The 26,667-nt window shown below is 33.6% G+C and carries 44 protein-coding genes, 1 tRNA gene and 1 pseudogene; 19 read left to right on the top strand and 27 right to left on the bottom strand.

The genetic code is table 11. The features are described from left to right. Positions 1-6 precede the first annotated feature (6 nt). Together ACFE3K_RS07535 and ACFE3K_RS07530 are read right to left on the bottom strand one after the other, a co-directional pair. Positions 7-585 (bottom strand): IS630 family transposase, encoded by a 579-nt coding sequence (locus ACFE3K_RS07535; RefSeq protein ID WP_375358393.1) that lies wholly within the window; start codon positions 583-585, stop codon positions 7-9. Beyond that, positions 579-1,028 carry a helix-turn-helix domain-containing protein gene (locus ACFE3K_RS07530; protein ID WP_375358845.1) on the bottom strand — a complete coding sequence of 150 codons (450 nt, stop codon included), beginning with the start codon at positions 1,026-1,028 and terminating at the stop codon, positions 579-581. Before ACFE3K_RS07530 ends, ACFE3K_RS07535 begins: the two co-directional genes overlap by 7 nt. A 761-nt stretch (positions 1,029-1,789) precedes the next feature. Here ACFE3K_RS07530 and ACFE3K_RS07525 point away from each other — a divergent pair. Then, on the top strand, positions 1,790-2,191 hold the full coding sequence (locus tag ACFE3K_RS07525; protein WP_375358844.1) for a helix-turn-helix domain-containing protein: 402 nt from the start codon (positions 1,790-1,792) through the stop codon (positions 2,189-2,191). After that, entirely contained in the window at positions 2,185-2,745 is a 561-nt protein-coding gene (locus ACFE3K_RS07520; protein ID WP_375358342.1) for an IS630 family transposase, read from the top strand. Before ACFE3K_RS07525 ends, ACFE3K_RS07520 begins: the two co-directional genes overlap by 7 nt. A 451-nt stretch (positions 2,746-3,196) precedes the next feature. Here ACFE3K_RS07520 and ACFE3K_RS07515 read toward each other — a convergent pair whose 3' ends face one another. From ACFE3K_RS07515 to ACFE3K_RS07470, 10 genes are all read right to left on the bottom strand, one after another. After that, a complete protein-coding gene (locus ACFE3K_RS07515; protein ID WP_375358843.1) occupies positions 3,197-3,454 on the bottom strand; it encodes a hypothetical protein in 258 nt (85 codons plus the stop codon). A gap of 154 nt (positions 3,455-3,608) precedes the next feature. Further along, positions 3,609-5,120: an NADH-quinone oxidoreductase subunit M gene (locus ACFE3K_RS07510; protein ID WP_375358842.1), complete on the bottom strand. Its 1,512-nt coding sequence runs from the start codon at positions 5,118-5,120 to the stop codon at positions 3,609-3,611. A 35-nt stretch (positions 5,121-5,155) separates the two neighbouring features. Then, complete coding sequence (gene gatA, locus ACFE3K_RS07505; protein WP_375358841.1) at positions 5,156-6,643, bottom strand: Asp-tRNA(Asn)/Glu-tRNA(Gln) amidotransferase subunit GatA; 1,488 nt, start codon at positions 6,641-6,643, stop codon at positions 5,156-5,158. 3 nt (positions 6,644-6,646) lie between these two features. Further along, the gene (gatC, locus tag ACFE3K_RS07500; RefSeq protein ID WP_375358840.1) at positions 6,647-6,949 is read right to left on the bottom strand and encodes an Asp-tRNA(Asn)/Glu-tRNA(Gln) amidotransferase subunit GatC; all 303 of its coding nucleotides are present in this window, start codon (positions 6,947-6,949) and stop codon (positions 6,647-6,649) included. A gap of 132 nt (positions 6,950-7,081) precedes the next feature. Next, positions 7,082-7,642 (bottom strand): ribosome recycling factor, encoded by a 561-nt coding sequence (gene frr, locus ACFE3K_RS07495; RefSeq protein WP_375358839.1) that lies wholly within the window; start codon positions 7,640-7,642, stop codon positions 7,082-7,084. 3 nt (positions 7,643-7,645) lie between these two features. Then, complete coding sequence (gene pyrH / locus ACFE3K_RS07490) at positions 7,646-8,365, bottom strand: UMP kinase (protein WP_375358838.1); 720 nt, start codon at positions 8,363-8,365, stop codon at positions 7,646-7,648. A 174-nt stretch (positions 8,366-8,539) separates the two neighbouring features. Further along, positions 8,540-9,007: a type II toxin-antitoxin system RatA family toxin gene (locus tag ACFE3K_RS07485; RefSeq protein ID WP_375358837.1), complete on the bottom strand. Its 468-nt coding sequence runs from the start codon at positions 9,005-9,007 to the stop codon at positions 8,540-8,542. Between the two features lie 7 nt (positions 9,008-9,014). Then, a complete protein-coding gene (locus ACFE3K_RS07480; RefSeq protein WP_375358836.1) occupies positions 9,015-9,143 on the bottom strand; it encodes a DUF1674 domain-containing protein in 129 nt (42 codons plus the stop codon). A gap of 362 nt (positions 9,144-9,505) precedes the next feature. Beyond that, a complete protein-coding gene (locus ACFE3K_RS07475) occupies positions 9,506-10,066 on the bottom strand; it encodes an IS630 family transposase (protein WP_375358342.1) in 561 nt (186 codons plus the stop codon). After that, positions 10,060-10,224: a winged helix-turn-helix domain-containing protein gene (locus ACFE3K_RS07470; protein WP_375358835.1), complete on the bottom strand. Its 165-nt coding sequence runs from the start codon at positions 10,222-10,224 to the stop codon at positions 10,060-10,062. Before ACFE3K_RS07470 ends, ACFE3K_RS07475 begins: the two co-directional genes overlap by 7 nt. A gap of 103 nt (positions 10,225-10,327) precedes the next feature. Here ACFE3K_RS07470 and ACFE3K_RS07465 point away from each other — a divergent pair, with 103 nt between their 5' ends. Beyond that, complete coding sequence (locus ACFE3K_RS07465; protein WP_375358834.1) at positions 10,328-10,642, top strand: helix-turn-helix domain-containing protein; 315 nt, start codon at positions 10,328-10,330, stop codon at positions 10,640-10,642. On the opposite strand, the gene ACFE3K_RS07460 is transcribed toward ACFE3K_RS07465, so the two are convergent. From ACFE3K_RS07460 to ACFE3K_RS07450, 3 genes are all read right to left on the bottom strand, one after another. Continuing rightward, positions 10,643-11,203, bottom strand: a complete 561-nt coding sequence (locus tag ACFE3K_RS07460) for an IS630 family transposase (RefSeq protein WP_375358342.1) — start codon at positions 11,201-11,203, stop codon at positions 10,643-10,645. It lies immediately after the preceding gene. Then, entirely contained in the window at positions 11,197-11,376 is a 180-nt protein-coding gene (locus tag ACFE3K_RS07455) for a helix-turn-helix domain-containing protein (protein ID WP_375359472.1), read from the bottom strand. Before ACFE3K_RS07455 ends, ACFE3K_RS07460 begins: the two co-directional genes overlap by 7 nt. Before the next feature lie 96 nt (positions 11,377-11,472). Next, positions 11,473-11,646, bottom strand: coding sequence for a hypothetical protein (locus ACFE3K_RS07450; protein WP_375358833.1), 174 nt, complete (start codon positions 11,644-11,646; stop codon positions 11,473-11,475). A 103-nt stretch (positions 11,647-11,749) separates the two neighbouring features. Here ACFE3K_RS07450 and ACFE3K_RS07445 point away from each other — a divergent pair, with 103 nt between their 5' ends. From ACFE3K_RS07445 to ACFE3K_RS07435, 3 genes are all read left to right on the top strand, one after another. Beyond that, complete coding sequence (locus tag ACFE3K_RS07445; protein ID WP_375358832.1) at positions 11,750-11,914, top strand: winged helix-turn-helix domain-containing protein; 165 nt, start codon at positions 11,750-11,752, stop codon at positions 11,912-11,914. Further along, positions 11,908-12,486 carry an IS630 family transposase gene (locus ACFE3K_RS07440; protein WP_375358393.1) on the top strand — a complete coding sequence of 193 codons (579 nt, stop codon included), beginning with the start codon at positions 11,908-11,910 and terminating at the stop codon, positions 12,484-12,486. Before ACFE3K_RS07445 ends, ACFE3K_RS07440 begins: the two co-directional genes overlap by 7 nt. Positions 12,487-12,632: 146 nt before the next feature. After that, positions 12,633-13,043, top strand: coding sequence for a hypothetical protein (locus ACFE3K_RS07435; RefSeq protein WP_375358831.1), 411 nt, complete (start codon positions 12,633-12,635; stop codon positions 13,041-13,043). Between the two features lie 77 nt (positions 13,044-13,120). On the opposite strand, the gene ACFE3K_RS07430 is transcribed toward ACFE3K_RS07435, so the two are convergent. Further along, the gene (locus tag ACFE3K_RS07430) at positions 13,121-13,540 is read right to left on the bottom strand and encodes a helix-turn-helix transcriptional regulator (protein WP_341755318.1); all 420 of its coding nucleotides are present in this window, start codon (positions 13,538-13,540) and stop codon (positions 13,121-13,123) included. 530 nt (positions 13,541-14,070) lie between these two features. On the opposite strand from ACFE3K_RS07430, the gene ACFE3K_RS07425 reads away from it, so the two are divergent. The 5 genes from ACFE3K_RS07425 to ACFE3K_RS07405 all read left to right on the top strand — a co-directional run bounded on the left by ACFE3K_RS07425 (position 14,071) and on the right by ACFE3K_RS07405 (position 17,324). Continuing rightward, positions 14,071-14,418: a hypothetical protein gene (locus tag ACFE3K_RS07425; protein WP_375358830.1), complete on the top strand. Its 348-nt coding sequence runs from the start codon at positions 14,071-14,073 to the stop codon at positions 14,416-14,418. A 328-nt stretch (positions 14,419-14,746) separates the two neighbouring features. Continuing rightward, the gene (rplU, locus tag ACFE3K_RS07420; RefSeq protein WP_375358829.1) at positions 14,747-15,064 is read left to right on the top strand and encodes a 50S ribosomal protein L21; all 318 of its coding nucleotides are present in this window, start codon (positions 14,747-14,749) and stop codon (positions 15,062-15,064) included. A 24-nt stretch (positions 15,065-15,088) separates the two neighbouring features. Then, on the top strand, positions 15,089-15,337 hold the full coding sequence (gene rpmA, locus ACFE3K_RS07415) for a 50S ribosomal protein L27 (protein WP_341755317.1): 249 nt from the start codon (positions 15,089-15,091) through the stop codon (positions 15,335-15,337). A gap of 158 nt (positions 15,338-15,495) precedes the next feature. Then, positions 15,496-16,716 carry an aspartate kinase gene (locus tag ACFE3K_RS07410; RefSeq protein WP_375358828.1) on the top strand — a complete coding sequence of 407 codons (1,221 nt, stop codon included), beginning with the start codon at positions 15,496-15,498 and terminating at the stop codon, positions 16,714-16,716. An 8-nt stretch (positions 16,717-16,724) separates the two neighbouring features. Continuing rightward, positions 16,725-17,324, top strand: a complete 600-nt coding sequence (locus ACFE3K_RS07405) for a phosphatidylglycerophosphatase A (protein ID WP_375358827.1) — start codon at positions 16,725-16,727, stop codon at positions 17,322-17,324. 53 nt (positions 17,325-17,377) lie between these two features. Here the strand turns inward: ACFE3K_RS07405 and ACFE3K_RS07400 are convergent, their stop codons facing one another. The 5 genes from ACFE3K_RS07400 to ACFE3K_RS07380 all read right to left on the bottom strand — a co-directional run bounded on the left by ACFE3K_RS07400 (position 17,378) and on the right by ACFE3K_RS07380 (position 19,632). Next, positions 17,378-17,656 carry a hypothetical protein gene (locus ACFE3K_RS07400; RefSeq protein ID WP_375358826.1) on the bottom strand — a complete coding sequence of 93 codons (279 nt, stop codon included), beginning with the start codon at positions 17,654-17,656 and terminating at the stop codon, positions 17,378-17,380. A 5-nt stretch (positions 17,657-17,661) separates the two neighbouring features. After that, positions 17,662-17,967, bottom strand: a complete 306-nt coding sequence (locus tag ACFE3K_RS07395) for a transposase (RefSeq protein ID WP_375359523.1) — start codon at positions 17,965-17,967, stop codon at positions 17,662-17,664. A gap of 22 nt (positions 17,968-17,989) precedes the next feature. Next, a complete protein-coding gene (locus ACFE3K_RS07390; RefSeq protein ID WP_375358825.1) occupies positions 17,990-18,328 on the bottom strand; it encodes a hypothetical protein in 339 nt (112 codons plus the stop codon). Further along, positions 18,279-19,082, bottom strand: a complete 804-nt coding sequence (locus ACFE3K_RS07385; protein WP_375358824.1) for a reverse transcriptase domain-containing protein — start codon at positions 19,080-19,082, stop codon at positions 18,279-18,281. The genes ACFE3K_RS07390 and ACFE3K_RS07385 overlap by 50 nt, the downstream gene beginning before the upstream one ends. 151 nt (positions 19,083-19,233) lie before the next feature. Continuing rightward, positions 19,234-19,632, bottom strand: a complete 399-nt coding sequence (locus ACFE3K_RS07380; protein ID WP_375359522.1) for a transposase — start codon at positions 19,630-19,632, stop codon at positions 19,234-19,236. Between the two features lie 77 nt (positions 19,633-19,709). On the opposite strand from ACFE3K_RS07380, the gene ACFE3K_RS07375 reads away from it, so the two are divergent. Genes ACFE3K_RS07375 through ACFE3K_RS07350 form a run of 6 tightly spaced genes read left to right on the top strand, consistent with a single transcriptional unit; the run spans position 19,710 to position 21,548 of the window. Continuing rightward, a complete protein-coding gene (locus ACFE3K_RS07375; RefSeq protein ID WP_375358823.1) occupies positions 19,710-20,030 on the top strand; it encodes a helix-turn-helix domain-containing protein in 321 nt (106 codons plus the stop codon). Between the two features lie 20 nt (positions 20,031-20,050). Then, the gene (locus ACFE3K_RS07370; protein WP_375358822.1) at positions 20,051-20,206 is read left to right on the top strand and encodes a helix-turn-helix domain-containing protein; all 156 of its coding nucleotides are present in this window, start codon (positions 20,051-20,053) and stop codon (positions 20,204-20,206) included. Further along, on the top strand, positions 20,200-20,658 hold the full coding sequence (locus tag ACFE3K_RS07365; protein WP_375358821.1) for an IS630 family transposase: 459 nt from the start codon (positions 20,200-20,202) through the stop codon (positions 20,656-20,658). The genes ACFE3K_RS07370 and ACFE3K_RS07365 overlap by 7 nt, the downstream gene beginning before the upstream one ends. Next, on the top strand, positions 20,588-20,770 hold the full coding sequence (locus ACFE3K_RS07360) for a hypothetical protein (RefSeq protein ID WP_375359541.1): 183 nt from the start codon (positions 20,588-20,590) through the stop codon (positions 20,768-20,770). The genes ACFE3K_RS07365 and ACFE3K_RS07360 overlap by 71 nt, the downstream gene beginning before the upstream one ends. Beyond that, positions 20,755-20,976, top strand: coding sequence for a hypothetical protein (locus ACFE3K_RS07355; RefSeq protein WP_375358820.1), 222 nt, complete (start codon positions 20,755-20,757; stop codon positions 20,974-20,976). The genes ACFE3K_RS07360 and ACFE3K_RS07355 overlap by 16 nt, the downstream gene beginning before the upstream one ends. A 38-nt stretch (positions 20,977-21,014) precedes the next feature. Continuing rightward, a complete protein-coding gene (locus tag ACFE3K_RS07350; protein ID WP_375358819.1) occupies positions 21,015-21,548 on the top strand; it encodes a hypothetical protein in 534 nt (177 codons plus the stop codon). On the opposite strand, the gene ACFE3K_RS07345 is transcribed toward ACFE3K_RS07350, so the two are convergent. Next, a tRNA-Arg gene (locus tag ACFE3K_RS07345) sits at positions 21,519-21,595 on the bottom strand. The genes ACFE3K_RS07350 and ACFE3K_RS07345 overlap by 30 nt on opposite strands. Before the next feature lie 454 nt (positions 21,596-22,049). Between ACFE3K_RS07345 and ACFE3K_RS07340 the strand changes: the two genes are divergently transcribed. Next, positions 22,050-22,364, top strand: a complete 315-nt coding sequence (locus ACFE3K_RS07340) for a helix-turn-helix domain-containing protein (protein WP_375358818.1) — start codon at positions 22,050-22,052, stop codon at positions 22,362-22,364. Positions 22,365-22,407: 43 nt separating this feature from the next. Then, positions 22,408-22,860 (top strand): annotated as a pseudogene (locus ACFE3K_RS07650) (transposase); the annotation flags it as partial. 101 nt (positions 22,861-22,961) lie between these two features. Here ACFE3K_RS07650 and ACFE3K_RS07325 read toward each other — a convergent pair. The 5 genes from ACFE3K_RS07325 to ACFE3K_RS07305 form a co-directional block, all read right to left on the bottom strand. Continuing rightward, on the bottom strand, positions 22,962-23,294 hold the full coding sequence (locus ACFE3K_RS07325; RefSeq protein ID WP_342259904.1) for a HesB/IscA family protein: 333 nt from the start codon (positions 23,292-23,294) through the stop codon (positions 22,962-22,964). Positions 23,295-23,303: 9 nt separating this feature from the next. After that, on the bottom strand, positions 23,304-23,684 hold the full coding sequence (gene iscU / locus ACFE3K_RS07320) for a Fe-S cluster assembly scaffold IscU (RefSeq protein ID WP_341748354.1): 381 nt from the start codon (positions 23,682-23,684) through the stop codon (positions 23,304-23,306). Between the two features lie 118 nt (positions 23,685-23,802). Next, the gene (locus ACFE3K_RS07315) at positions 23,803-25,059 is read right to left on the bottom strand and encodes an IscS subfamily cysteine desulfurase (RefSeq protein ID WP_375358816.1); all 1,257 of its coding nucleotides are present in this window, start codon (positions 25,057-25,059) and stop codon (positions 23,803-23,805) included. Further along, on the bottom strand, positions 25,052-26,164 hold the full coding sequence (locus ACFE3K_RS07310; protein ID WP_375358815.1) for a cysteine desulfurase family protein: 1,113 nt from the start codon (positions 26,162-26,164) through the stop codon (positions 25,052-25,054). The genes ACFE3K_RS07315 and ACFE3K_RS07310 overlap by 8 nt, the downstream gene beginning before the upstream one ends. A gap of 65 nt (positions 26,165-26,229) precedes the next feature. Next, positions 26,230-26,646 carry an Rrf2 family transcriptional regulator gene (locus ACFE3K_RS07305; protein WP_342271091.1) on the bottom strand — a complete coding sequence of 139 codons (417 nt, stop codon included), beginning with the start codon at positions 26,644-26,646 and terminating at the stop codon, positions 26,230-26,232. Positions 26,647-26,667 lie beyond the last annotated feature (21 nt).

Below are 26,667 nucleotides of genomic sequence, written 5' to 3'. Positions count from 1 at the left end.
TTCTTATTATACCAATTGCAATAATGAACACGGTGTATTTATCCAATCTCTATACATAATTGATTTTACTAAATCTACATTATGAGCAAGTTGATTCCAAGCGTAACAAGCCATAGTAACGATATCTTCATATACACCATAACATTGGTTAGACAAGAAATGATTTTTAATCCATTCCCAAACTTGTTCCATTGCATTAAGTTCCGGTGCATAGGGCGGAAGCGGTATCAAAGTGATATTGCTTGGCACAGTTAGTTTTTTGGCTGTGTGCCAACCTGCATTATCCGTTAGTAAAGCTATATGTCGGTTGCCTTGAATACTGCGAGAAAGCTCTTCTAAGAATTTATTCATTGCCTGTGTGTTTGCATATGGTAAAATTAATGCACAAGCTTCTCCTGTCTCATGGCAAGCAGCTCCGTAAATATATGTTGAAATAAATTGCTGTTGCCGAACTTTACGGGGTCTAGTGCCACGCTTAGCCCATATACGAGTTAAGCTACCTTGTTGCCCAACTCTAGTTTCATCCTGAGACCATATATCAACTTTACATCTATCGATATTTTTTGCTAATAATTTTGTTAACATGTCTGGAAAGTTTTTTTATATCTATTTTGAGTCTCTTGATTTGATTTTGGACGCATTGAATGAGAAGTAATCCAGCTAAAACCAAGGCGGTGCATAGTATTGTAGACTGTTTTTACAGCACATTTAGCACCATATTCCTCAACTAACATGATATGTAGCTCCTTTCCAGTTATATACCCACCAGTTTTACTTTCACTGAGCGTATTGATTTTATCAAAAATAGTAGACTCTTGTATACTGTTAATCTTCCTAGGGGCACCGCTTCTTTGTGATTCAAATAATCCTTCAAAACCATGATTCCTAAATCTTCTGAGCGATGATTGCACAGTTTTCCAGTGTGACTTCACTATTTCAGATATGGCTTTAAAAGATTTGCCTAATTGAAGGTGATACATCGCCAATAAACGTATACGATTTCGACCATGCGGCTCATGTTTCATCATTTTTATAAAATCATGACCTTCAAAACCTTGCGGTAATATTAACCTAGCTATTTGAGTACCTATTTATCAGTTAAAAACCCATTTTTTAACACCGTGTTCATTATTGCAATTAGTATTACATATTGGAAATTAGGTACAAACTTATAACACTAAAACCTCACTGTTTCATGACTTAGTATAATCCCATGATAGACCATATGTTCCTGAATATCACGATAACTGTTATTGAACCTATGATATAACCATACTGCATGACTGATAATACTAACTAAAAAACTGATGTCTCTTTGGAGGTTTATTGATGTACATAAATATAAGTAATAGATTACGTGATTATTATGAAACCATTCTATAAATATATACTATCTATTATGCAATCCAAATTATTTTTTAGCTTAACTTGACGATGCCATTATGAATGTTTATAAAAATTTTCAAATAACTGCTTGCATAAAGTGAGAATGTAGTATATCAGGAGTTTCGCACTTCATATAATTAAGAAACAGTTAAAAGTAATTTAATATTTTATGATATTGCATATTTTATATGTTACACTTTGTGTAACCAAGCTAACTTTTTTGTCCAGTAGTGTGACTAATACTAATTGCAATAATGAACACGGTGTTATAAAATGGGTTTTTAACTGATAAATAGGTACTCAAATAGCTAGGTTAATATTACCGCAAGGTTTTGAAGGTCATGATTTTATAAAAATGATGAAACATGAGCCGCATGGTTGAAATCGTATACGTTTATTGGCGATGTATCACCTTCAATTAGGCAAATCTTTTAAAGCCATATCTGAAATAGTGAAGTCACACTGGAAAACTGTGCAATCATCGCTCAGAAGATTTAGGAATCATGGTTTTGAAGGATTATTTGAATCGCAAAGAAGCGGTGCCCCTAGGAAGATTAACAGTATACAAGAGTCTACTATTTTTGATAAAATCAATACGCTCAGTGAAAGTAAAACTGGTGGGTATATAACTGGAAAGGAGCTACATATCATGTTAGTTGAGGAATATGGTGCTAAATGTGCTGTAAAAACAGTCTACAATACTATGCACCGCCTTGGTTTTAGCTGGATTACTTCTCATTCAATGCGTCCAAAATCAAATCAAGAGACTCAAAATAGATATAAAAAAACTTTCCAGACATGTTAACAAAATTATTAGCAAAAAATATCGATAGATGTAAAGTTGATATATGGTCTCAGGATGAAACTAGAGTTGGGCAACAAGGTAGCTTAACTCGTATATGGGCTAAGCGTGGCACTAGACCCCGTAAAGTTCGGCAACAGCAATTTATTTCAACATATATTTACGGAGCTGCTTGCCATGAGACAGGAGAAGCTTGTGCATTAATTTTACCATATGCAAACACACAGGCAATGAATAAATTCTTAGAAGAGCTTTCTCGCAGTATTCAAGGCAACCGACATATAGCTTTACTAACGGATAATGCAGGTTGGCACACAGCCAAAAAACTAACTGTGCCAAGCAATATCACTTTGATACCGCTTCCGCCCTATGCACCGGAACTTAATGCAATGGAACAAGTTTGGGAATGGATTAAAAATCATTTCTTGTCTAACCAATGTTATGGTGTATATGAAGATATCGTTACTATGGCTTGTTACGCTTGGAATCAACTTGCTCATAATGTAGATTTAGTAAAATCAATTATGTATAGAGATTGGATAAATACACCGTGTTAATTATTGCAATTGGTATAAATATACGTTCCACTCACTCGCCCCGCATGTTCAAATCACCTGAATTCGATGTAACAAGTTACACTTCTCCAAATCATTCGAGTATACACGTAATAAAACCTTGATTGCAAAGGCAGCCCCATAGTACCCTACATTTTTTATATAACCACTATTAAAATGGCTACTGATCGTCTATTAGCGAGGAGTCGCGAAAAAGCGGCAACGCGGCAATCTAGGATACGCGAAGCGTTACTCTAAAAAAACAGCTTAGCTGTTTACCTAGATCGCCACGGCATCTAAAGAGCCTTGCTATGACGATTATAGAAAAATGTAGGGTACTATGAGGCACCCCTACACCACATTGAATGTTGAACTAGGATATAATACTCCTATACTTAGCAAAGCATTTGAACTTAGGGTTTACTTGGTTTTTGTTGGAGTATTTTGATCAGATCTATTGATCTAACTGTTGATTTGACTGTTCTTGTTTCAAAAGCTTACTTTTTTCCTCTATTGAATTAAGAAACAAATAAGTAAACGTTAGAAACCCAACCAAAAGCGGGATAACGACAAATATAATTGCCTTTAATTTTCTAGCCGATTCTTCACGATCTAAGCGGTTTTCTCTTTCTTCTTCTCTTTCTTCAATCTTTTCTGTTTCAACATTTAATTCGTTAGTAATAATTTCTGAATTTAAATTGTCTTTTAACATTTGTATAACCTATTAATTCTATAGTTAAGAAAGCTTTTAATAAACCCTAGCATAGTTGTTTGAGTCTTACAAGTAATAATATAAAATTAATTTATAAATATCTAAAAAAATCGTTAAATTATTAAAATAATGATAATTAAGTTAATTTAAGTAATTATTTTACAATACAAGGTATTTGTGATAAGATTTTATGAGTTGATAAATCCAGTATGTTCATAATTGTATTTGGTAACAAACCTAAATAAATTATTGCTACACAAAGCGGCATAATTGCAAGTATCTCATAAAGATATAGATCTTTAAAACTTATAACCTGATTATTAGTAATTTGTCCTAGCATTACTTCCTTATAAAGTTTTAGCATATAAACAGCTCCAAGAATAATGCCAACACTACTTATAATAGCTGCTACTACATTAGCTTGATAAATACCTACCAAACTTAAAAATTCTCCTATAAAACCGCTAGTGCCTGGTAAACCTATAGAGCCAAGCATGGCAATCATGAAAAAGGTGGCAAGTATTGGCATTTTATTTGCCACTCCACCATATTTGTCTATCTCCTTAGTATGCAATCTATCGTACAAAGTACCAATTATCAAAAACAAAGCAGATGCCACAGTACCATGACTAATCATTTGATATACGGCTCCCTTAATCCCAGCTTCTGTTACGCTAAAAATTCCTCCAGTCACATAGCCCATATGAGCTATCGATGAATAAGCTATCATCTTTTTCATGTCTCTTTGAGCCAGTGCTACTAGTGAACCATATATTACAGCAAAAATACTCAGCACTAATACATAAAATGCAAATTCTTTTGATATATTTGGAAACATTGGTAATGATACACGTAAAAACCCATATGCTCCAAGTTTTAACAATATACCAGCCAAAATGACAGATCCAGCAGTTGGTGCTTGTACGTGTGCATCAGGAAGCCACGTATGGAACGGCAGCATAGGAACTTTCACTGCGAAGGCTATAAAGATTGCCCACCATAAAACCCTCTGCACCGGTAATGTTAATGAAGGGACTAATTCATTTAGATCAAGCATATTAAAACTATGAACTTGGCTATAAATATATATGAGTGATAATAAGAAAAATACCGACCCCAAAAAAGTATAGAGGAAGAATTTTACGGCAGCATAAACTTTATTTTCGCCTCCCCAAATTCCTATAATTATATACATAGGGATCAATATTACTTCAAAAAATAAGTAAAATAATAGTAAATTCATTGAGCAGAAAGCCCCAATGCAAAAAGACTCAATTAATAAAAAACAAAATAAGAATTCTTTGATATATTTTTTGACGGTAAATAAGCTAGCTATAATACAGATAAGGGTTAAAAAGCTTGTCAGAACAACAAAGAATATTGAAATTCCGTCAACTCCAATGTGGAATTCAAGACCTATAGATTGAATCCAACTATAGCATTCTACAAATTGATAAAGTTTTGATGTATTATCAAATTGAACTAATAAATAAATAGTAGATATTAGGGTTAGGATAGAGCTTAAAACTGCGACATACATCGCATAAACTTGTGTATTTTGGGCTTGCTTATTTACTGACCTACTTTGGTTGATAAATAGCAGAATATACAATGCACTTACTAAAGGCAAAAAAATACTTATTGATAAGATCGGTAACCCGGACATTTTAAGCTCTAATAATCAAATTAACTCCGATAACTTTAGCGTTTATTAGAATATACAAAACTAATATCTCTTGAACCACGCTCAATTGCTGCTGCTACCTTTAGAGTATTATATTCATCAAGGGCTTTTCCTATTACTTGCATGCCAAGAGGCAAACCTCTAGAAGATAATGCAGCAGGTACAGAGCAACAAGGAAGACCGGCAAGACTAGCTGGAATAGTAAATAAATCGTTTAAATACATTGTCACAGGATTATCTTGTTTCTCACCTAAGTTAAAAGCTTCGGATGGTGCAGATGGCAAAATTATTGCTTCAACTTGTGCAAAAGCTTTCTTGAAATCATCTGAAATCAAGCGTCTTATTTTTTGGGCTTTTAAGTAATAAGCATCCATAAAAGCAGATGAAAGTAAATAAGTACCAATCATAATACGTCTTTTAACTTCAGCACCAAAGCCAGCAGTTCTTGTTTTTTCATACATTTCCTCAATGGATATTCCTTCATTTCCTACCCTGATTCCATATCTTATACCATCATATCTAGATAAATTAGATGAGGTTTCAGCAGGTGCTATAATGTAATATGCAGCTAGAGCATATTTAGAATAGGGTAATGAAATATCAATAATTTCTGCCCCATCGTTTTTTAGAATATCAATAGTATGCTGCCACATCTTAATAATATCTGGTTGTATACCATCTTGTTTCATAATATCAAATGGTACACCTATTTTCATGTTTTTTGCACTACTATTACATGCCGATCGTAGCTCTAGTATTTTAGAGTTTATAGAAGTAGAATCCTTTTCATCAAAACCAATCATGGCTTGTAGCATTAAAGCAGTATCTTCAACAGTTCTTGTAAGTACTCCAGCTTGGTCAAGCGAACTGGCAAAAGCAATCATACCATATCTAGAACAACGACCATATGTTGGTTTGAATCCGACAATCCCAGTATAACTTGCAGGTTGGCGAACAGAACCTCCTGTATCACTTCCAAGAGCTGCCATAGCTAAAAAGCTACTGACAGCAGCTGACGAGCCTCCAGAAGACCCACCAGGGACTACCGGAGTTGTAGGTGCATCTATCGCTTTCCAAGGACTAATAACGTTACCAAAATAGCTAGTAATATTAGCCGATCCCATGGCAAATTCATCCATATTAGCCTTACCAAGCATTATTGTACCGTGATCTTGAACATTTTTACTTACAGTAGATTCATATGTTGGTACAAAGTTGCTGAGTATTTTTGAGGCGGCAGTAGTTAGTACTCCTTTTGTACAAAAAAGATCTTTTACAGCAATAGGAATTCCTTCTAAGGGTCTTGCTATTCCATTATGATAATTTTGATCAGCAATTTTAGATTGCTCTAAAGCAATATCTGTAGTTTCAGTAATATAAGCATTTAACTCTTTATGTTTGTCCATTTCTTTAATATGTGCTTTAGTCAGCTCAACACACGAAAATTCTTTATTCTTTAAGGCTTTAAGGGCTTGTGTGATGGTTAATTTTATAATTTCCGACATATTTTACTCTACTACTTTTGGGACAACAAAACATTTTACTTCTTTGGCAAGTTCTGCCTTATCATTAGGCACATTAGCAAATAATTCATCAGAAATGTCACCATACAACACTTGGTCTTTTCGCATTCTTTGGTGCATATCACAAACAGAAGTAAGTGGTTCAACGTTACTACAGTCTACATCGTTTAAAATGTTGATCATATTCATCATCTCAGTTAATTGACGGGCAAAACTGCTTATCTCTTTTTGGGTAAAATTAAACCTAGCAAGTTTTGCTATTTTTTGTACTTCTTCATTTGTAATCATTATATACCTTAAATAATATAGTCATTATAGCATGAAATATGTTTGCACTAATAGTTTATGGCTATTTTATGAAAAAATATACCTAAGTCATTTAGGTGACATCTCTTTGAGGAATGACACCTATTTTTAGACTTAAATAGTCAGTATTTCTTGTTCTTTTTGTTTAACATGCAAGTCCACTTTATTACTATACTCATCAGTTAATTTTTGGATTTCTTCTGATAGGTTATGTTGTTCATCTTCAGTTATGATACTGTTTTTTTCTAACTTTTTTAAATCTTCATTACCATCCCTTCTTATATTACGCAAGGCAATTTTAGTATTTTCTCCATATTTGTGAGCAAATTTAACAAGTTCTTTGCGGCGTTCTTCAGTAAGTAACGGTATTGTGATTCTTATTAGCTGTCCATCTGATGATGGGTTTAGACCCAAATTTGTATCTATAATAGCTTTTTCTACAAATTTTACTATAGATTTATCCCACACTTGTACAGTAATAGTTCGTGCATCTGGAGTTGAGAGACTTGCTACTTGCGACAATGATACTTTATCGCCATATGCTTCAACCAATACAGGGTCAAGTAAGTTAACTGAAGCTCGACTAGTTCTGAGTCCCTTGAGTTCGTGATCTAATACTCTTATCGAACTATCCATTTTTGACTGCAATTCTTTATGTATAGTTGCTTTATCCATATTTTATTCACCTTCTTGAATTTTTGTATATTCACCTTTTCCTTGCAGTACTTTTGCAAAATTACCTTTCTCTTTAATAGAAAATACCTTAATTGGCAAGTTGTTTTCTCTAGCCACAGCAATAGCAGCAATATCCATAACTTGTAAATTATCTTGTAAAAGATTAGTATAGCTAATAGTAGAATATTTCACTGCATTAAGGTTCTTTGTCGGATCTGCATTATATACACCATTAACCTTAGTACCTTTTAGTAATAAATCACAGCTCATTTCAATTGCTCTTAAAACAGCTGCACTATCAGTAGTGCAAAATGGATTACCAGTACCGCCGGCAAAAATTACTACTCTACCTTTTTCTATATGTTTTTTTGCTTTACGACGTATATAAGGCTCACAAACGCTCATCATAGGGATTGCAGAAAGGACTCTAGTATGAACACCCAAACTTTCCATAATATTTTGTAGAGTAAGTGCGTTTATTACCGTGCCAAGCATGCCAATATAATCACCAGCAGCTCTTTCCATGCCAAATAAGATATCAGTGCCACGATAAATATTGCCACCGCCAACGACCACACATACTTCTATTCCAAGATCAATTGCTTCCTTTATATCTTCAGCAATTCCTAAGATTATAGAGTACTCATGACCAAATTGTTTGTTGCCCATTAAGGCTTCGCCAGAAACTTTTAATAGGACTCGTTTATATTGCAAAGAGGACATAAATTAAACTCTTGGTTTTATAAATTTTTTATGTAAACCCTAAATACACTCTCGATGTACCCCAATTCGGGATAAGAATTAGTTAATTCTTATCCCGAATTGGCATGATGTCATTCCCACGAAGGCAGAAATCTATAGTATCTAATAGCCTTTTAGGCTATTTTGATCCCTATTTCAAGAGTAGTTTGCTAAGTTTATTTTAGTTAACATAGTATCTGCCCTTTTTTCAAATGCATCAACCATTTTTTCAGTAGCATCAGTAAAAAATATATTAACTAACTTGTCAAATATTGCAAATTTCATCTTAAAATCAATAAAGAACTCTATTTTACTACCATTATCTTCTTGAGAAAATTGCCATAAATTTTTTAAATATTTAAATGGTCCGGAGATTGCCTCTACTTCAATGGAATATCTTTGCTTATTCAAATCATTTGAGTATATAATTCTTGATTGATAATTGTCTGAAAAACCTTTTAAATGAATTACTAATTCAGCTATAATTTGATTCTCACTCTCTGAGATGATTCTAGCCGCCCTACACCATGGTAAGAATTCGGGATATGACTTTACGTCAAGAACTAAGTGAAATAATTCTTGTACATTATATGGTAGGATTTTGGCTTGATGAAAACTTGGCATAAATTCTTTAAAAATCAGTTACTCTACCTTTATGCTGCCAATCTCCGTGGGTAGTGGGTTCTTGACCTTTAAAACCACCTATTTCCTTTGGCTTTTCTTTTTCATCTTTTAGGGTAGTGTCTTTTTTGTTATCCATAAATGTACTAATTTGTATAGCTAGCCCTATTAGCATTTAACCATAGTAAACTGGCGTTATTGCGAGGAGACGTGATATGAACCAACGAAGTAATCCATTTTTAGTCAATTTTCTGGATTGCTTCGTTGCCACTAAAGTGGCTCCTTGCAATGACGGAGTAATGATAGTGTTGTATCATTGTAATCAATTTTTGTATTTAGTATATTCTATATTGCAGTTTTTTCAATCTCTTCTATATTCCGCATAAGGTGAAATTATATGACATTTAGTTTACCAACTCCCTCTAATAATAAATGATTGACTCTTTTACTGGTTTAGGATACTTTTTAACCTCAATTTCGGATTAATACCAATTGCAATAATTAACACGGTGTATTTATCCAATCTCTATACATAATTGATTTTACTAAATCTACATTATGAGCAAGTTGATTCCAAGCGTAACAAGCCATAGTAACGATATCTTCATATACACCATAACATTGGTTAGACAAGAAATGATTTTTAATCCATTCCCAAACTTGTTCCATTGCATTAAGTTCCGGTGCATAGGGCGGAAGCGGTATCAAAGTGATATTGCTTGGCACAGTTAGTTTTTTGGCTGTGTGCCAACCTGCATTATCCGTTAGTAAAGCTATATGTCGGTTGCCTTGAATACTGCGAGAAAGCTCTTCTAAGAATTTATTCATTGCCTGTGTGTTTGCATATGGTAAAATTAATGCACAAGCTTCTCCTGTCTCATGGCAAGCAGCTCCGTAAATATATGTTGAAATAAATTGCTGTTGCCGAACTTTACGGGGTCTAGTGCCACGCTTAGCCCATATACGAGTTAAGCTACCTTGTTGCCCAACTCTAGTTTCATCCTGAGACCATATATCAACTTTACATCTATCGATATTTTTTGCTAATAATTTTGTTAACATGTCTGGAAAGTTTTTTTATATCTATTTTGAGTCTCTTGATTTGACTTTGGATGCATTGAATGAGAAGTAATCCAGCTAAAACCAAGGCGGTGCATAGTATTGTAGACTGTTTTTACAGCACATTTAGCACCATATGCCTCAAGTAATACCAATTGCAATAATTAACACGGTGTTATAAAATGGGTTTTTAACTGATAAATAGGTACTCAAATAGCTAGGTTAATATTACCGCAAGGTTTTGAAGGTCATGATTTTATAAAAATGATGAAACATGAGCCGCATGGTCGAAATCGTATACGTTTATTGGCGATGTATCACCTTCAATTAGGCAAATCTTTTAAAGCCATATCTGAAATAGTGAAGTCACACTGGAAAACCATGCAATCATGGCTCAGAAGCTTTAGGAATCATGGTTTTGAAGGATTATTTGAATCACAAAGAAGCGGTGCCCCTAGGAAGATTAACAGTATACAAGAGTCTACTATTTTTGATAAAATCAATACGCTCAGTGAAAGTAAAACTGGTGGGTATATAACTGGAAAGGAGCTACATATCATGTTATACCAATTGCAATAATTAACACGGTGTATTTATCCAATCTCTATACATAATTGATTTTACTAAATCTACATTATGAGCAAGTTGATTCCAAGCGTAACAAGCCATAGTAACGATATCTTCATATACACCATAACATTGGTTAGACAAGAAATGATTTTTAATCCATTCCCAAACTTGTTCCATTGCATTAAGTTCCGGTGCATAGGGCGGAAGCGGTATCAAAGTGATATTGCTTGGCACAGTTAGTTTTTTGGCTGTGTGCCAACCTGCATTATCCGTTAGTAAAGCTATATGTCGGTTGCCTTGAATACTGCGAGAAAGCTCTTCTAAGAATTTATTCATTGCCTGTGTGTTTGCATATGGTAAAATTAATGCACAAGCTTCTCCTGTCTCATGGCAAGCAGCTCCGTAAATATATGTTGAAATAAATTGCTGTTGCCGAACTTTACGGGGTCTAGTGCCACGCTTAGCCCATATACGAGTTAAGCTACCTTGTTGCCCAACTCTAGTTTCATCCTGAGACCATATATCAACTTTACATCTATCGATATTTTTTGCTAATAATTTTGTTAACATGTCTGGAAAGTTTTCTTATATCTATTTTGAGTCTCTTGATTTGATTTTGGATGCATTGAACGAGAAGTAATCCAGCTAAAACCAAGGCGGTGCATAGTATTGTAGACTGTTTTGAAAGCACATTTAGCACCATATTCCTCAAGTAACATGATATGTAGCTCTTTTCCAGTTATATACCCACCAGTTTTACTTTTACTGAGCGTATTGATTTTATCAAAAAGAGCAGATTCTTGTATAGTGTTAATCTTCCTAGGGGCACCGCTTCTTTGTTATTCAAATAATCCTTCAAAACCATGATGCCTAAATCTTCTGAGCGATGATTGCATGGTTTTCCAGTGTGACTTCACTATTTCAGATATGGCTTTAAAAGATTTGCCTAATTGAAGGTGATACATCGCCAATAAACGTATACGATTTCGACCATGCGGCTCATGTTTCATCATTTTTATAAAATCATGACCTTCAAAACCTTGCGGTAATATTAACCTAGCTATTTGAGTACCTATTTATCAGTTAAAAACCCATTTTATAACACCGTGTTCATTATTGCAATTAGTATTAGTTGAGGAATATGGTGCTAAATGTGCTTTAAAAACAGTCTACAATACTATGCACCACCTTGGTTTTAGCTGGATTACTTCTCGTTCAATGCATCCAAAATCAAATCAAGAGACTCAAAATAGATATAAAAAAACTTTCCAGACATGTTAACAAAATTATTAGCAAAAAATATCGATAGATGTAAAGTTGATATATGGTCTCAGGATGAAACTAGAGTTGGGCAACAAGGTAGCTTAACTCGTATATGGGCTAAGCGTGGCACTAGACCCCGTAAAGTTCGGCAACAGCAATTTATTTCAACATATATTTACGGAGCTGCTTGCCATGAGACAGGAGAAGCTTGTGCATTAATTTTACCATATGCAAACACACAGGCAATGAATAAATTCTTAGAAGAGCTTTCTCGCAGTATTCAAGGCAACCGACATATAGCTTTACTAACGGATAATGCAGGTTGGCACACAGCCAAAAAACTAACTGTGCCAAGCAATATCACTTTGATACCGCTTCCGCCCTATGCACCGGAACTTAATGCAATGGAACAAGTTTGGGAATGGATTAAAAATCATTTCTTGTCTAACCAATGTTATGGTGTATATGAAGATATCGTTACTATGGCTTGTTACGCTTGGAATCAACTTGCTCATAATGTAGATTTAGTAAAATCAATTATGTATAGAGATTGGATAAATACACCGTGTTCATTATTGCAATTGGTATGATACATCGCCAATAAACGTATACGATTTCGACCATGCGGCTCATGTTTCATCATTTTTATAAAATCATGACCTTCAAAACCTTGCGGTAATATTAACCTAGCTATTTGAGTACCTATTTATCAGTTAAAAACCCATTTTATAACACCGTGTTAATTATTGCAATTGGTATAAAGAGGCAGAATGATGCTTGGAAACATATAGTAAAAGCAGTTGATATACTGATACAAGACCAAGATAGAAACAATAGGGAAAATGAGTTAGAGAATTCCATAGATATATTTTTAGCTAATGCTTTAGTAGTAAAAGCAAATATATTCAGTACTTTAGGGAAAGCAGAAGAGGCTATGATTAATTATAGATTAGCTAAAAATATTTATTGGAACATATTTAATATTAAAAACATCGGCAATATGGATAATGTAAGTTATGCCTTCTCTCAGGCAGCAAAAACTGCTACGAAATTAACCAATAAAAGTGACAGACATATACAATGCACTTATTTTTACTCACTTCTTTTGACATATTTTGGTTCTGATCACCCTAGGAGTAAAAAATGATATGGAGTATGCCCATAAAAGCATATTGTCTGAAGTGAATAATGCTCTAGAACCCAGTGTTAATCTAAATATTAGAGTTATTTTTTATAATGTTTTTGAATAAGCCATTTAGTAAAATTTTCATCAGCTTTATTTAAACTCAACTGTGAAGAATATTCGTATACTTCTTTAATAAGAGCAAATACGTTACTATACCTTACAGCAATAGGATAGTGAATTAGCTCAAGTTCATTAATGATTTTATCACAAGTATCACGAAGCAAAGAAATATTAAGTATAGAATCTTGGTTATCGTGATCTAATAATAATTCTTGAATTTCAATATTAAAAGCACCTGCTATAGATTGCAATACTTCTATAGTAGGATTTTTGGAAGTACCCCTGAATATATTTGTAACGCTTCTACCTTGTCCAATCTTATTTTCAAGATCAGCAACACGCCAATTTTTTTCTTTTAATAGCCTTTCAATATTTTTCTTAATAATTAAGTGTGACATTCTTATAAATAAATGAATTTAGTTAGACATTTCAGTTGACAATATTATGTATTTATATATACTGAAAATAAATATATAACATTATGCATAATATTATAAGTATTAACTGTATTGATATACTAAAGTTTGTACAAGGTAAAGTAGTTTGTCAAAGTATTTATTTAAATAACCTGAATTCGATGTAACAAGTTACATCGAATTCAGGTTATATACAGTCAGGTTTGAAGCGGTTCTACACCTGATTATTAAAATATAACACTCCATTCAATATGTGATTTTAATAATTAAAATCACATATTGAATGGTGAAAAAAGTTAAAATGCACTTGCAGAATTGCTTCAAGAATGCATTTTTCCTTATATTAAAGCCAATTCGTAATAAGAATTAACTAATTCTTATTACGAATTGGGGTAGTATGTATGGAAAGCAAGATGCAACTCAAGATATTTTAATCCCAATATTAAAAGAACAAGATAGTTCACAAAAAAACATGTTGAAGCGATATCATAACAAAACAATAAGAAATTAGAATGTGGCAGCAATACTTAGCAATAATATTAATTATTATTGAAGGTTTATTAATCATAATATCTTTGAAATATTTGCATCAGATAAATATAACTAGTAAAGATTTCTCAAATATATTTGGCAAAGCTAAGGCAGATACATCTCGTTTATTTAAAGAACTACAACAGTTAAGTGCTGTAACCAGTAAAAGAGCTGATAACATTTTAAGCGTAGTGTATCACTTAGAGGATATCGAACTGTATATCAAAAGTATTTTGAGCATACTTGAACAACAAGAAAAGTGTAAGACAACTGAAGAGTCAACAAATAAATCCAAAATAAGTAATAGTAAAACCAAAATAAAATTATAGTATAGAAGACAGAATGTGTGGTTGTGATAAGGCAAGCAACTATCGTTGTTATACTCAAATGATTTGAAGAATTGGATTTGAAAATGAATGGTGAACATGCGAATCCATGGTATTTTCAAAAAACAATTCGTAGGAGCAGAAGAGTATACTAATCATGTCAACAATACAAGGTCAATAATAATGATTAGAAACTGTATTATTATAAATAATACGGGCTATCTTTTATTTATAGCATTATCTATTTAATTACGAATTGCTATTGACTAAAATCGTTGCTGGTAATATAATGTCGACTTAATGTGTTTAAATTTTAGTTAGGATATTTTTCATGTTCGCAATCGTCAAATCAGGCGGGAAACAGTATAAAGTCGGCAAAAACAGTGTCATCAAAGTAGAAAAAATTGACGGTGAAAGAGGTGCAAAAATCCAATTTGACCAAATATTGATGATTGGTGAAGATTCAAAGCCATCTTTTATAGGTACGCCAATGGTTAAAGGAGCTCTTGTTACTGCCGAAATTACTAACCAGTTGAAAGATAGTAAGGTTATTGTCTTTAAGAAAAAACGTCGTCAGAATTATCGTCGCAAGACTGGTCATAGGCAAGAATTGACCGAACTGAAAATATTAGACATTACTAAACTATAATAGGATTTATTTAAGGATATATAAATGGCAACTAAAAAAGCTGGTGGTAGTTCTAGAAACGGCAGAGACTCGATCGGTCGTAGGTTGGGTGTTAAAAAATATGATGGACAATATGTGATACCAGGTAACATTATTGTTAGACAACGTGGTACTAAATTTTACCCAGGTAAAAATGTTGGACTTGGTAGAGATCATACGTTATTTGCATTGATTGCAGGCAAAGTAGAATTTTCTAGTAAGAGAGACTATAAAATAGTCAATATTGTACAGTGATGATGCTATTGCTGCCTGCAGATGTCATCCCTATTCACCACACAATGTTACCCCTGCGTAGACAGGGGTCTAAAAAAGTTTAACAAACCCTCTTGGTCTATTGTTTTAGGTTCTGCTACCTACGTAGGAATAACATCGAAAATTACGCTTGCAGATTTATGTCAATAATAGTTCAAAAATTTGGTGGAACTTCCGTTGCTAACATTGCAAGAATAAAAGAAATTATTCCAATAATTAAGCTTGAAAAGCAGCATGGCAATCAAGTAATAATTGTCGTTTCAGCTATGACCGGGGTTACCAACCAACTAGTTACTCTATGTAATGAAGTCTCTAGTCTTAAGACCAATTCAGAACTTGCAGAATATGATGCCGCTCTTTGTAGCGGGGAGATGGTAACAGCATCTTTACTAGCCCTTAAACTACAAGAACAAGGCATGAGTGCAAGATCTGTGCTGGCATGGCAATTACCGATTCTAACCAATGATAATTATAGCAAAGCTTTGGTTGAACAGCTCTCTACTAGTTTGTTAATAGAATGTATTAAGCAAAACATCATTCCAATAGTTGCTGGATTCCAAGGTGTTACCAATAATAATAGGTTGACAACGCTTGGTCGAGGAGGATCAGATACTACCGCCTCTTTAATTGCAGCTGCTATGAAAGCTGATAGATGTGATATATACACTGATGTGGAAGGAGTGTTTACTGCCGATCCTCGCATTGTCCCGGGAGCAACAAAATTATCACAGATTAGTTTTGAAGAAATGCTAGAATTTACATCTTGTGGAGCTAAAGTGCTGCATCCACGTTCCTTAGAGGTTGCTATTAGATATAATGTACCCATACGCGTTTTATCGTCGTTTTTATTCCCATTATACCACGAAAAAAATGGTACACTAATAACATCTAGAGATAAAATTATGGAAAATAGGCAAATTACTGGTATTACTTCCAACAAAAAGTTATTACAATTACTGGTATCCTCCCAATTGAGTTTTTCTAAGATATGCAAACTCATCGCTGACCATAATATTCACCTAGAATTAATGGAAAATATGAAGACAAATATACAATATAGTTTCATTATCCAACTATCCGATAAAAATAAATTACAACATTTACTAGATGATCTAAAAAATACTAATCAAATAAATAATTTTATCATTGATAGTCAAATTTCTATAGTATCAATTATTGGTTATGGTATTAAAAATGATCAGACCCTACTTGGTATGGTATTAAATGAACTAGAAAAAGAAAATATATCAGTGAAAAAGATACAAATCTCAGAAATTAGAATTTCTATCCTAATAAAAGACCTAGATACCGAGAAAACAATACGTTGTTTGCATCAATTATTTGAATTATCAGAAAATTAAGCAGAATTATGTCTAAAAGAAAAAAATTTGTAGAACTTTTTGTAACTTTTTTCTATATAGGTAGAATAAAATATTGTCCTGGTACATTTGGGTCTTTAGCTGCTTTCCCTTTGTGCTACTTGATCTTATATCTTTCTATAACTAATCAACTAATTTTTTCATTTACTAATTTCACAACTTTACAAGCACAACTTATTACTCTCTTTATTATTACTCTTTTGATTTGCCTATTGTTATGTATATTAGGCACGTACTTCTCTTCAATATACATACAGTATGATACACAGGACGATCCAAAAGAAGTGGTGATTGATGAGGTAGTTGGTCAAATGCTAACAATAATACTAAGTTGTTTTTCTGTGGTTTTCGTAAACTACTCAGGACTTACAAAATATTTAAGTTCACAACTAATAAATTTTATCTTTTTATTTGCTTTGCCCTTAGTGTTATTTAGATTTTTTGATATAATAAAACCATGGCCAATAAATTGGCTCGATGCTAATATCAAAGGGGGTGTTGGTATTATGGTAGATGACATTGCAGCAGCAATCTTTGCTTCAGTCATGCATTATGCTATCACTTTTACTTTAATAAATTGGTTCGGCTAAATAATATTTTAATTAGGCTGTTCTAGGTTCAGGGCAGTTTAAAAAACCTAACTTTAAGTTGAGAATAATTTAAATAACCTATGTCTATAATTGTTAAAATTTTCTCTAATTTCAGTAATTTTATTTGAAAATATAGCTATTATAGCAAGAGTTATTGTCCTCAATAATGACATTATTAACGGTGCCTTTCCAGTACTAATATTTGACTTATCTTCTTCAAAAACCTTATCTTTTATCCAGTTTAAATTATTTTCGCATGACCAATGACTTCTGTTAAATTTTAACAATTCTTCTGGACTAAACTTTTTCTCTAAGCTAGGTTCTGTTGACAAAAATTTTAACGTAACCATATTAAAGTTCCAACAAAATTTAAAAAAGCTAAGAAAGTGGCTGGAGCCTTATCAAATCTAGAAAATATACGCCTAAAATGTTTGATTTTACCAAATAAGCACTCAATTAAATATCGTTCCTTATAAGTATGTTTATCATATTCACGTTGTACTTTACGGTTAGATTTTGGTGGTATAACAATCTCACACCCCTTATTTTCTAAACTTTCTACAAATGCACTACTATCGTATCCTTTATCGGCTATCACAGTCGTATTCTGAACATCTTGAGTAAGATTTCCCGCTTGAGTTATAGCCGAGTAGAAATCATAGCTCTTACCATCCTTTAATTAATAAAGTTTCATTGCTATGATAGCCCTCACAGAACCGTGCTTGTGGTTTTCCCACACACGGCTCTTCAATATAGCTATTCTGCTTTGAAGTAGTACCATATAAAGAAAACTTTATTTTTGGCATTGGTAGCGGATTCCACTGCAAATAGTTTTTAAACCATTTATAGCTTACTTTTCTACTACCTCTTCGGTTTATCCACTTATGTACCATTTGTACAGTTCTATAGTAAAACTTAGAGATCGATTGAAAATTACCGCTAATACCAACATAATTATAATGTCCTGTTAGTTTTGATTTTAGTGTTGGCCACCATTCTTTCAAAGCTATTTGCGATCTTATTGACTTTTAACCATTCTTGAGTTTCTTTTAGTTTTCTTGCAAAGCTACTCTTCATTGTCTTATGACCCATTACAAAGTATCCTTGCCTACTTTTTCCACAATAGTGAGTAAAACCAAGAAAGTTAAATGTCTCCACTTTCTCTTTCCTTTTACTTGCTAGTTGCCAAGGTCGTCTACCAAACTTAACCTTCCTTGTTTTCTCTTCTGATATGCTTAATCCAAAACCTTTTAGCCTATCTTGTAGTAAGTTTAAAAATTCTTCTGCATCTTTAGCACTTTCACAACACACCACATAATCATCACAGTATCTTATTAACTCAACATAGCCTTTAGCTTTTGACTTAAAGACTTTCTCAAACCATAGATCTAAGACATAATGTAAGTAAATATTTGCAAGTATTGGACTTGCTACTGAGCCTTGCAGTATACCTTGATCACTGCTACTAACAACACCATCCTTAGTTGCTCCAGCTTTTAAAAGTCTTCTTATTAGCCACATAAAATTCTTGTCTAATATTCTTTCTTCTAAACACCTTTGCAACCAATAATGATTTATGTTATCGAAAAATTTCCTAATATCTACTTCTACAACATAATTAATTGGCTTTTTCATTACCACTTCATTTAAGGCTTTTATTGCTGAATGACAGCTTAAGTTAGGTCGAAATCCGTAAGAGCATTTTAGAAAATCTTGCTCATATATTGCTTCTAACAATTTCTTTACTGCTAATTGCAATGTAATTATGATTATAAATAGCTCTGTTATTTTAAGTTATAAATCTATTAACGGAGTATTTTATACAAACTTTTACATTTTACAACTATTCATTACAACTCTTTCTTACTATCTTTATCCCTTTCTAGATACCTTATACCAATTGCAATAATTAACACGGTGTATTTATCAAATCTCTATACATAATTGATTTTACTAAATCTACATTATGAGCAAGTTGATTCCAAGCGTAACAAGCCATAGTAACGATATCTTCATATACACCATAACATTGGTTAGACAAGAAATGATTTTTAATCCATTCCCAAACTTGTTCCATTGCATTAAGTTCCGGTGCATAGGGTGGAAGCGGTATCAAAGTGATATTGCTTGGCACAGTTAGTTTTTTGGCTGTGTGCCAACCTGCATTATCCGTTAGTAAAGCTATATGTCGGTTGCCTTGAATACTGCGAGAAAGCTCTTCTAAGAATTTATTCATTGCCTGTGTGTTTGCATATGGTAAAATTAATGCACAAGCTTCTCCTGTCTCATGGCAAGCAGCTCCGTAAATATATGTTGAAATAATACCAATTGCAATAATTAACGCAGTGGTCTAAGATGGGTTTTTAACTGATAAAAGGTACTCAAATGGCTAGGTTAATATTACCACAAGGTTTTGAAGGTCATGATTTTATAAAAATGATGAAACATGAGCCGCATGGTCGAAATCGTATACGTTTATTGGCGATGTATCACCTTCAATTAGGCAAATCTTTTAAAGCCATATCTGAAATAGTGAAGTCACACTGGAAAACTGTGCAATCATCGCTCAGAAGATTTAGGCATCATGGTTTTGAAGGATTATTTGAATCACAAAGAAGCGGTGCCCCTAGGAAGATTAACAACAAGAGTCTGCTATTTTTGATAAAATCAATACGCTCAGTGAAAGTAAAACTGGTGGGTATATAACTGGAAAAGAGCTACATATCATGTTACTTGAGGAATATGGTGCTAAATGTGCTTTAAAAACAGTCTACAATACTATGCACCGCCTTGGTTTTAGCTGGATTACTTCTCGTTCAATGCATCCAAAATCAAATCAAGAGACTCAAAATAGATATAAAAAAACTTTCCAGACATGTTAACAAAATTATTAGCAAAAAATATCGATAGATGTAAAGTTGATATATGGTCTCAGGATGAAACTAGAGTTGGGCAACAAGGTAGCTTAACTCGTATATGGGCTAAGCGTGGCACTAGACCCCGTAAAGTTCGGCAACAGCAATTTATTTCAACATATATTTACGGAGCTGCTTGCCATGAGACAGGAGAAGCTTGTGCATTAATTTTACCATATGCAAACACACAGGCAATGAATAAATTCTTAGAAGAGCTTTCTCGCAGTATTCAAGGCAACCGACATATAGCTTTACTAACGGATAATGCAGGTTGGCACACAGCCAAAAAACTCACTGTGCCAAGCAATATCACTTTGATACCGCTTCCACCCTATGCACCGGAACTTAATGCAATGGAACAAGTTTGGGAATGGATTAAAAATCATTTCTTGTCTAACCAATTGTTATGGTGTATATGAAGATATCGTTACTATGGCTTGTTACGCTTGGAATCAACTTGCTCATAATGTAGATTTAGTAAAATCAATTATGTATAGAGATTGGATAAATACACCGTGTTCATTATTATAATTGGTATAATTAGTAAAGAACTATTTGATACTTGCCAAAGGGTACGTGTTAACTGGAATAAAAAACCGTTTAAATATGGAGAAAAAGAATATATATTTAGAGGATTGATAAAATGTGCTGCCACTGGTCGAGTTGTTACTGCTGAAACCAAAAAGAAGACCTATGTTAATGGTCAAACTGAAGAATGGATATATGGATATATTTAAGAACTTGCGACTCAAATAAACCTGATAGGAGGATATAAGTGAAAGAAAAAATAATACTACAAAAAGTAGAAAAAGTATTAACAACACTCCATTTAGAGCCTGAATTGCATTCTGAAGTAATTAGTTATATTAAAAGCTCAGTAAAAATAGAGCAAGGTTTTCATAAAATGCGTATAGGAGAGCTACATACTGAGCATACTAAGATCAAAAATCGTATGGATAGGTTAACTGATTTATTTTTAGATGGTGATATTAGCAAGGAATATCATGAAGAAAAGCGTCAGAGATTAATACAAAAACGTGAAGATATCGTGAGAGAAATAGAAAACCATAATTATGCTGATGATAAATTTTTAGAATGCTTGGTTAACCTAGTAGAACTGGCTTCCGGAGCGTTAGAAACCTTTAAAGGTTCGACTACGGAAGGAAAACGTAAATTGATGAATTTAGTATTTGCGAACCTAGAATTAAAAGACGGAAAGCTAGACTTTATGCTACGTCCACCGTTTGACGCATTCGTAAAATGCACTGAAATCGGAGAATGGCGCACCCGAGAGGAGTCGAACCCCTAACCTTATGATCCGTAGTCATATACTCTATCCAATTGAGCTACGGGTGCTATATATACTCTTCTGTTTTAAAGAATTGCTTTTTGAGATATTATTGGATTCACGTACCAAAGTACGCTGAGTGCGTTCCTAATTCATTTTCAATTCGTAAGACCATTCGAGTATACTTGAATCCTAGATAGCATAGTGTGTTCATTTTTATAACACATCTTAAAATTGAAAATTTTTACAAAGAGTATACTATATCCCTAAACTCCTATTATGTCAAGATAATAAGTTTCCAAACCTAGAACAGAGCAGTTTAAAGATCACAACTGTAAATAGAAAAAAGGTGCAAATGTTTAGAACAGGAATAAAAGAACTAAAAGATACTGCAAGCTAGGAGATAATACTAATTGCAATAATGAACACGGTGTTAAAAAATGGGTTTTTAACTGATAAATAGGTACTCAAATAGCTAGGTTAATATTACCGCAAGGTTTTGAAGGTCATGATTTTATAAAAATGATGAAACATGAGCCGCATGGTCGAAATCGTATACGTTTATTGGCGATGTATCACCTTCAATTAGGCAAATCTTTTAAAGCCATATCTGAAATAGTGAAGTCACACTGGAAAACTGTGCAATCATCGCTCAGAAGATTTAGGAATCATGGTTTTGAAGGATTATTTGAATCACAAAGAAGCGGTGCCCCTAGGAAGATTAACAGTATACAAGAGTCTGCTATTTTTGATAAAATCAATACGCTCAGTGAAAGTAAAACTGGTGGGTATATAACTGGAAAGGAGCTACATATCATGTTATACCAATTGCAATAATTAACACCGTGTTAATTATTGCAATTAGTATAAATTCTTAGAAGAGCTTTCTCGCAGTATTCAAGGCAACCGACATATAGCTTTACTAACGGATAATGCAGGTTGGCACACAGCCAAAAAACTAACTGTGCCAAGCAATATCACTTTGATACCGCTTCCGCCCTATGCACCGGAACTTAATGTAATGGAACAAGTTTGGGAATGGATTAAAAATCATTTCTTGTCTAACCAGTGTTATGGTGTATATGAAGATATCGTTACTATGGCTTGTTACGCTTGGAATCAACTTGCTCATAATGTAGATTTAGTAAAATCAATTATGTATAGAGATTGGATAAATACACCGTGTTCATTATTGCAATTGGTATTAGACCTCTTTCGAAACTCGCTTATGCTGAGGGATTTGAAGGAGACGCTTTACCTCGAACCGCAGCGTACTCTAATTCCGCTACGGATTCGAGTACCGCATCATTGTCCAAATCACCAGCAGAAGTAGAGTTTCGAAAGATGAAACTCAAGGTGAGTAACGTCTTACATTCTACACGCTAAAGACATATGGGGTTTTACGGCATTTTTTATAAAAACAGAAATATTTTCTTATATATTAAACGATTTTCCACATCCACAACTACCTTTTTCGTTTGGGTTATTAAAAGTAAACCCGGATTTAAACTTATCTTCTACATAATCCATTTCACTGGCTAGAAGATACATTAGAGCTTTTGGGTCAATTAATATTCGTACACCTTTATCTTCTATCACCTCATCAAACTTATTTTTGACATCCGCATATTCTACATAATAAGATAGACCGGAACAACCACCAGACTTTACGCCAATCCTAATACCAAAAGACGGTCTATTACGTTTGTCTATCAGTCTCTTTATTTGCTGGGCTGCTGCATCAGTCAATGACATAACATTTTTCATAATAGCTACTTATGGTTTTTTAGTTCTATAATCAGCTATTGCCGCTTTTATGGCATCTTCTGCCAATAAAGAACAATGGAGTTTTACTGGTGGCAAAGATAATTCCTTAGCTATTTCAGTATTTTTTATACTACCAGCCTCATCAAGAGATTTACCCTTAACCCATTCAGTTACTAAAGAGCTTGAAGCAATAGCAGAACCACAACCAAATGTTTTAAATTTTGCATCTGTAATAATTCCATCCTCACTAACTTCAATTTGTAGCTTCATTACATCACCACAGGCAGGAGCTCCCACGAGACCTGTACCAACATATGCGTTATTTTTGTCTAATGACCCCACGTTACGCGGATTTTCATAGTGATCTAGTACTTTTAGACTATATGCCATTTTATTTCCTATCTGTATTATAATAATTAAGTGATAAGTATCTAAGCAACATCAGTGTCATTTCCACCTACACGGGAATGACATCGTTCTCGTTGAAACACTGCACAACAATGACACATCAATGTGTCGCCCATTTAATCTGCTTTAAATTCACTCCTTCTTGAACCATCTCCCAAAGAGGGCTTAGTTCTCTTAACTTGTTAATTTTTGACTTTATTAACTCTACAGCATAATCTATTTCTTCTTTAGTGGTAAATCTACCAATACCAAACCTAATCGATGTATGTGCCATTTCTTCATCAACCCCCATAGCTCTTAACACGTATGACGGTTCTAGCGAAGATGAGGTACAAGCCGAACCAGATGAAACGGCTAAATCTTTAATAGATAGTATCATAGACTCACCTTCCACATAAGCAAAACTGAGATTTAGATTTCCCTTATATCTCCTATTGATATCACCGTTTAGATAGACATCAGCAATTTGTTTAGTAATATTATTATAAAATCTATCAAAAAGCCCTTCTACATGTTTAGCATCTTTTGCCATTTCAGATAGAGCCAATTCGCTAGCACTACCTAGTCCAACAATTAAAGGGGTTGGTAGAGTTCCAGAACGCATGCCTCTTTCCTGCCCACCACCATTTAAAATTGGCATCAATCGTACTCTAGGTTTTTTCCTTACATATAAAGCTCCAATACCTTTGGGACCATAAATTTTATGCCCGGAAATACTTGCCAGATCAATGTTACAATCATTAACATCTATAGGAATTTTACCATATCCTTGGGCGATATCTGAATGAAAAAATACCCCTAATTCCCGACAAATTTTACCAATTTCTTTAATTGGTTGGATGACACCTATTTCATTATTTACTGCCATCACTGATACCAACATAGTTTGGTCAGTTATGGCATCTCTTAATTGTTGTAAATCAATCAAACCACTTGGCTGAATTGGCAAATATGTTACCTTAAAACCTTCATTTTCTAAATGCCGACAAGCATCTAAAACGCATTTATGTTCACTTATCACTGTCACTATGTGATTTTTTTTACTACCATAGAATTTAGCAATACCTTTTATTGCTAAATTATTAGACTCCGTAGCTCCAGAAGTAAAAATAATTTCTTTAGGATCAGTACCAATAAGCTTTGCTATTTGTTCTCTTGACTTTTCCACAGCCTCTTCGGCTTCCCAGCCAAAAGAATGACTCCTAGAGTGTGGATTACCAAACTTAGTGGTAAAATATGGCAACATACATTCCAAGACCCTTGAATCCATAGGAGTTGTCGATTGATAATCCATATAAATCGGTAGTGATTTATCACTTAATTTTACTTTTTGTCTTAATTCTTCTAATTCATCCATTTGAGTATACTTCTTCAAACGCTTTAACAAATGTCACAACATCTTCAATAGTTTGTTGATAATCAAAGCTGACTCTAATCGAAGACCTAGTGTCATCCTCACTAAACCCCATACTCGATAAAACATGTGACTTACCAACTTTCCCTGATGAACAGGCAGAACCGGAACTAACCTCTATACCCCGTAAATCGAAAGCTATCAATTTAGTTTGTGCATCAGTGTTAGGTACGATTATCAACGTGGTATTTGGTAATCTTTCAACATCTTTCGACACTATTTTAACATTTTTATAGTTGCACAAATTTTGTTCCAAATATGTCTGTAATTTCTTCATTTTTTTGTATCTATCTTCTATCTCTGCAGTCGCTATTGATGACACAAGACCGAACGAAGCAATCGCTAGTACATTTTCTGTACCTGAGCGAATGTTTCTCTCTTGCCCTCCACCAATCATCATTGCTTTAAGCGTATGTTCTGCTTTAGCAATCAACGCACTACTTCCCTGCACTCCTCCTAATTTATGACTTGATATAGTAGCAAAATCAACTGCTAATTCTTTAATATTGACCGATATTTTGCCAACTGCTTGAACACAATCACTATGAAATACTGCCCCATATTTTTGGGCAATTTTAACCAGTCCTTGTATATTTTGTACAACACCACTTTCATTATTAGCCAACATCACAGAAACTAGTTTTTTACTAGCTAGACTTGCCAATAATAATTGCTCTAAATGGTCAATATCAACAATGCCATCACTATCAACACGGATAATTTTAATATTATCTCGATATTTAGTGTGATCAAAAATCGATAAATGCTCTATGCCAGAAACAAAAATTTCTCCGTCATAATAACTATTCATCAACAAATTATTACTTTCTGTGCCAGAGGAAGTAAAAATAACCTGATATTCTCTAGAATTTATGTCAATGCCTACAGATCTTGCAACTTGCTCCCTAGCTATTTCTACTAAACTCCTAGCATAACGCCCTTTGGTATGAATAGAAGACGGATTATATGCTTCTTCGAGCAAATTCTTCATAAGTTCCTTAACCTTAGGATGAACGTTAGTAGTAGAATTATGGTCTAAATATAACATATATATAACATAATTTATTCGTCCACTAATACATAAGTTAAAATAATTTTCAAAAACTTTTAGAGCTAATCTAGTGTATCAGCTAGCATGTCAGCTACAGAGATGGTGTCAAAATAGTTCCTTATATGCTTACTTAAACCTAACCATAAATGATGAGCGTTACATTTTACTTTATTAGGTACGCAACTATTCTGAGATTTTCTTAAACATCTTGTCATTTCAATATTCTCATCTACCGCATCAATAATATCAGTAATCTTGATATTATTTAATTTTTCATTAATGATGTAACCACCTTTTGGACCTTTCGCTGATCTAACTATATTAGCTTTCTTAAGCTTTGCAAAAATTTGCTCCAAGTAGTTGACCGGTATATTTTGTTTCACCGAAATTTCAGCCAAGGTAACAGGTATATCCAACATTTGCGATGCGATTTCTAAGATAGCCATTACAGCATATCGCCCCTTTGTAGTTAATTGCATACAAACAACTCCACTATAATA

The sequence above is a fragment of the Candidatus Tisiphia endosymbiont of Neophilaenus lineatus genome (assembly GCF_964264975.1).
Lineage (GTDB): Bacteria > Pseudomonadota > Alphaproteobacteria > Rickettsiales > Rickettsiaceae > Tisiphia.
The sequence above is the reverse complement of the archived record's forward strand: the minus strand, read 5'-3'. Positions and strand labels throughout refer to the sequence as shown.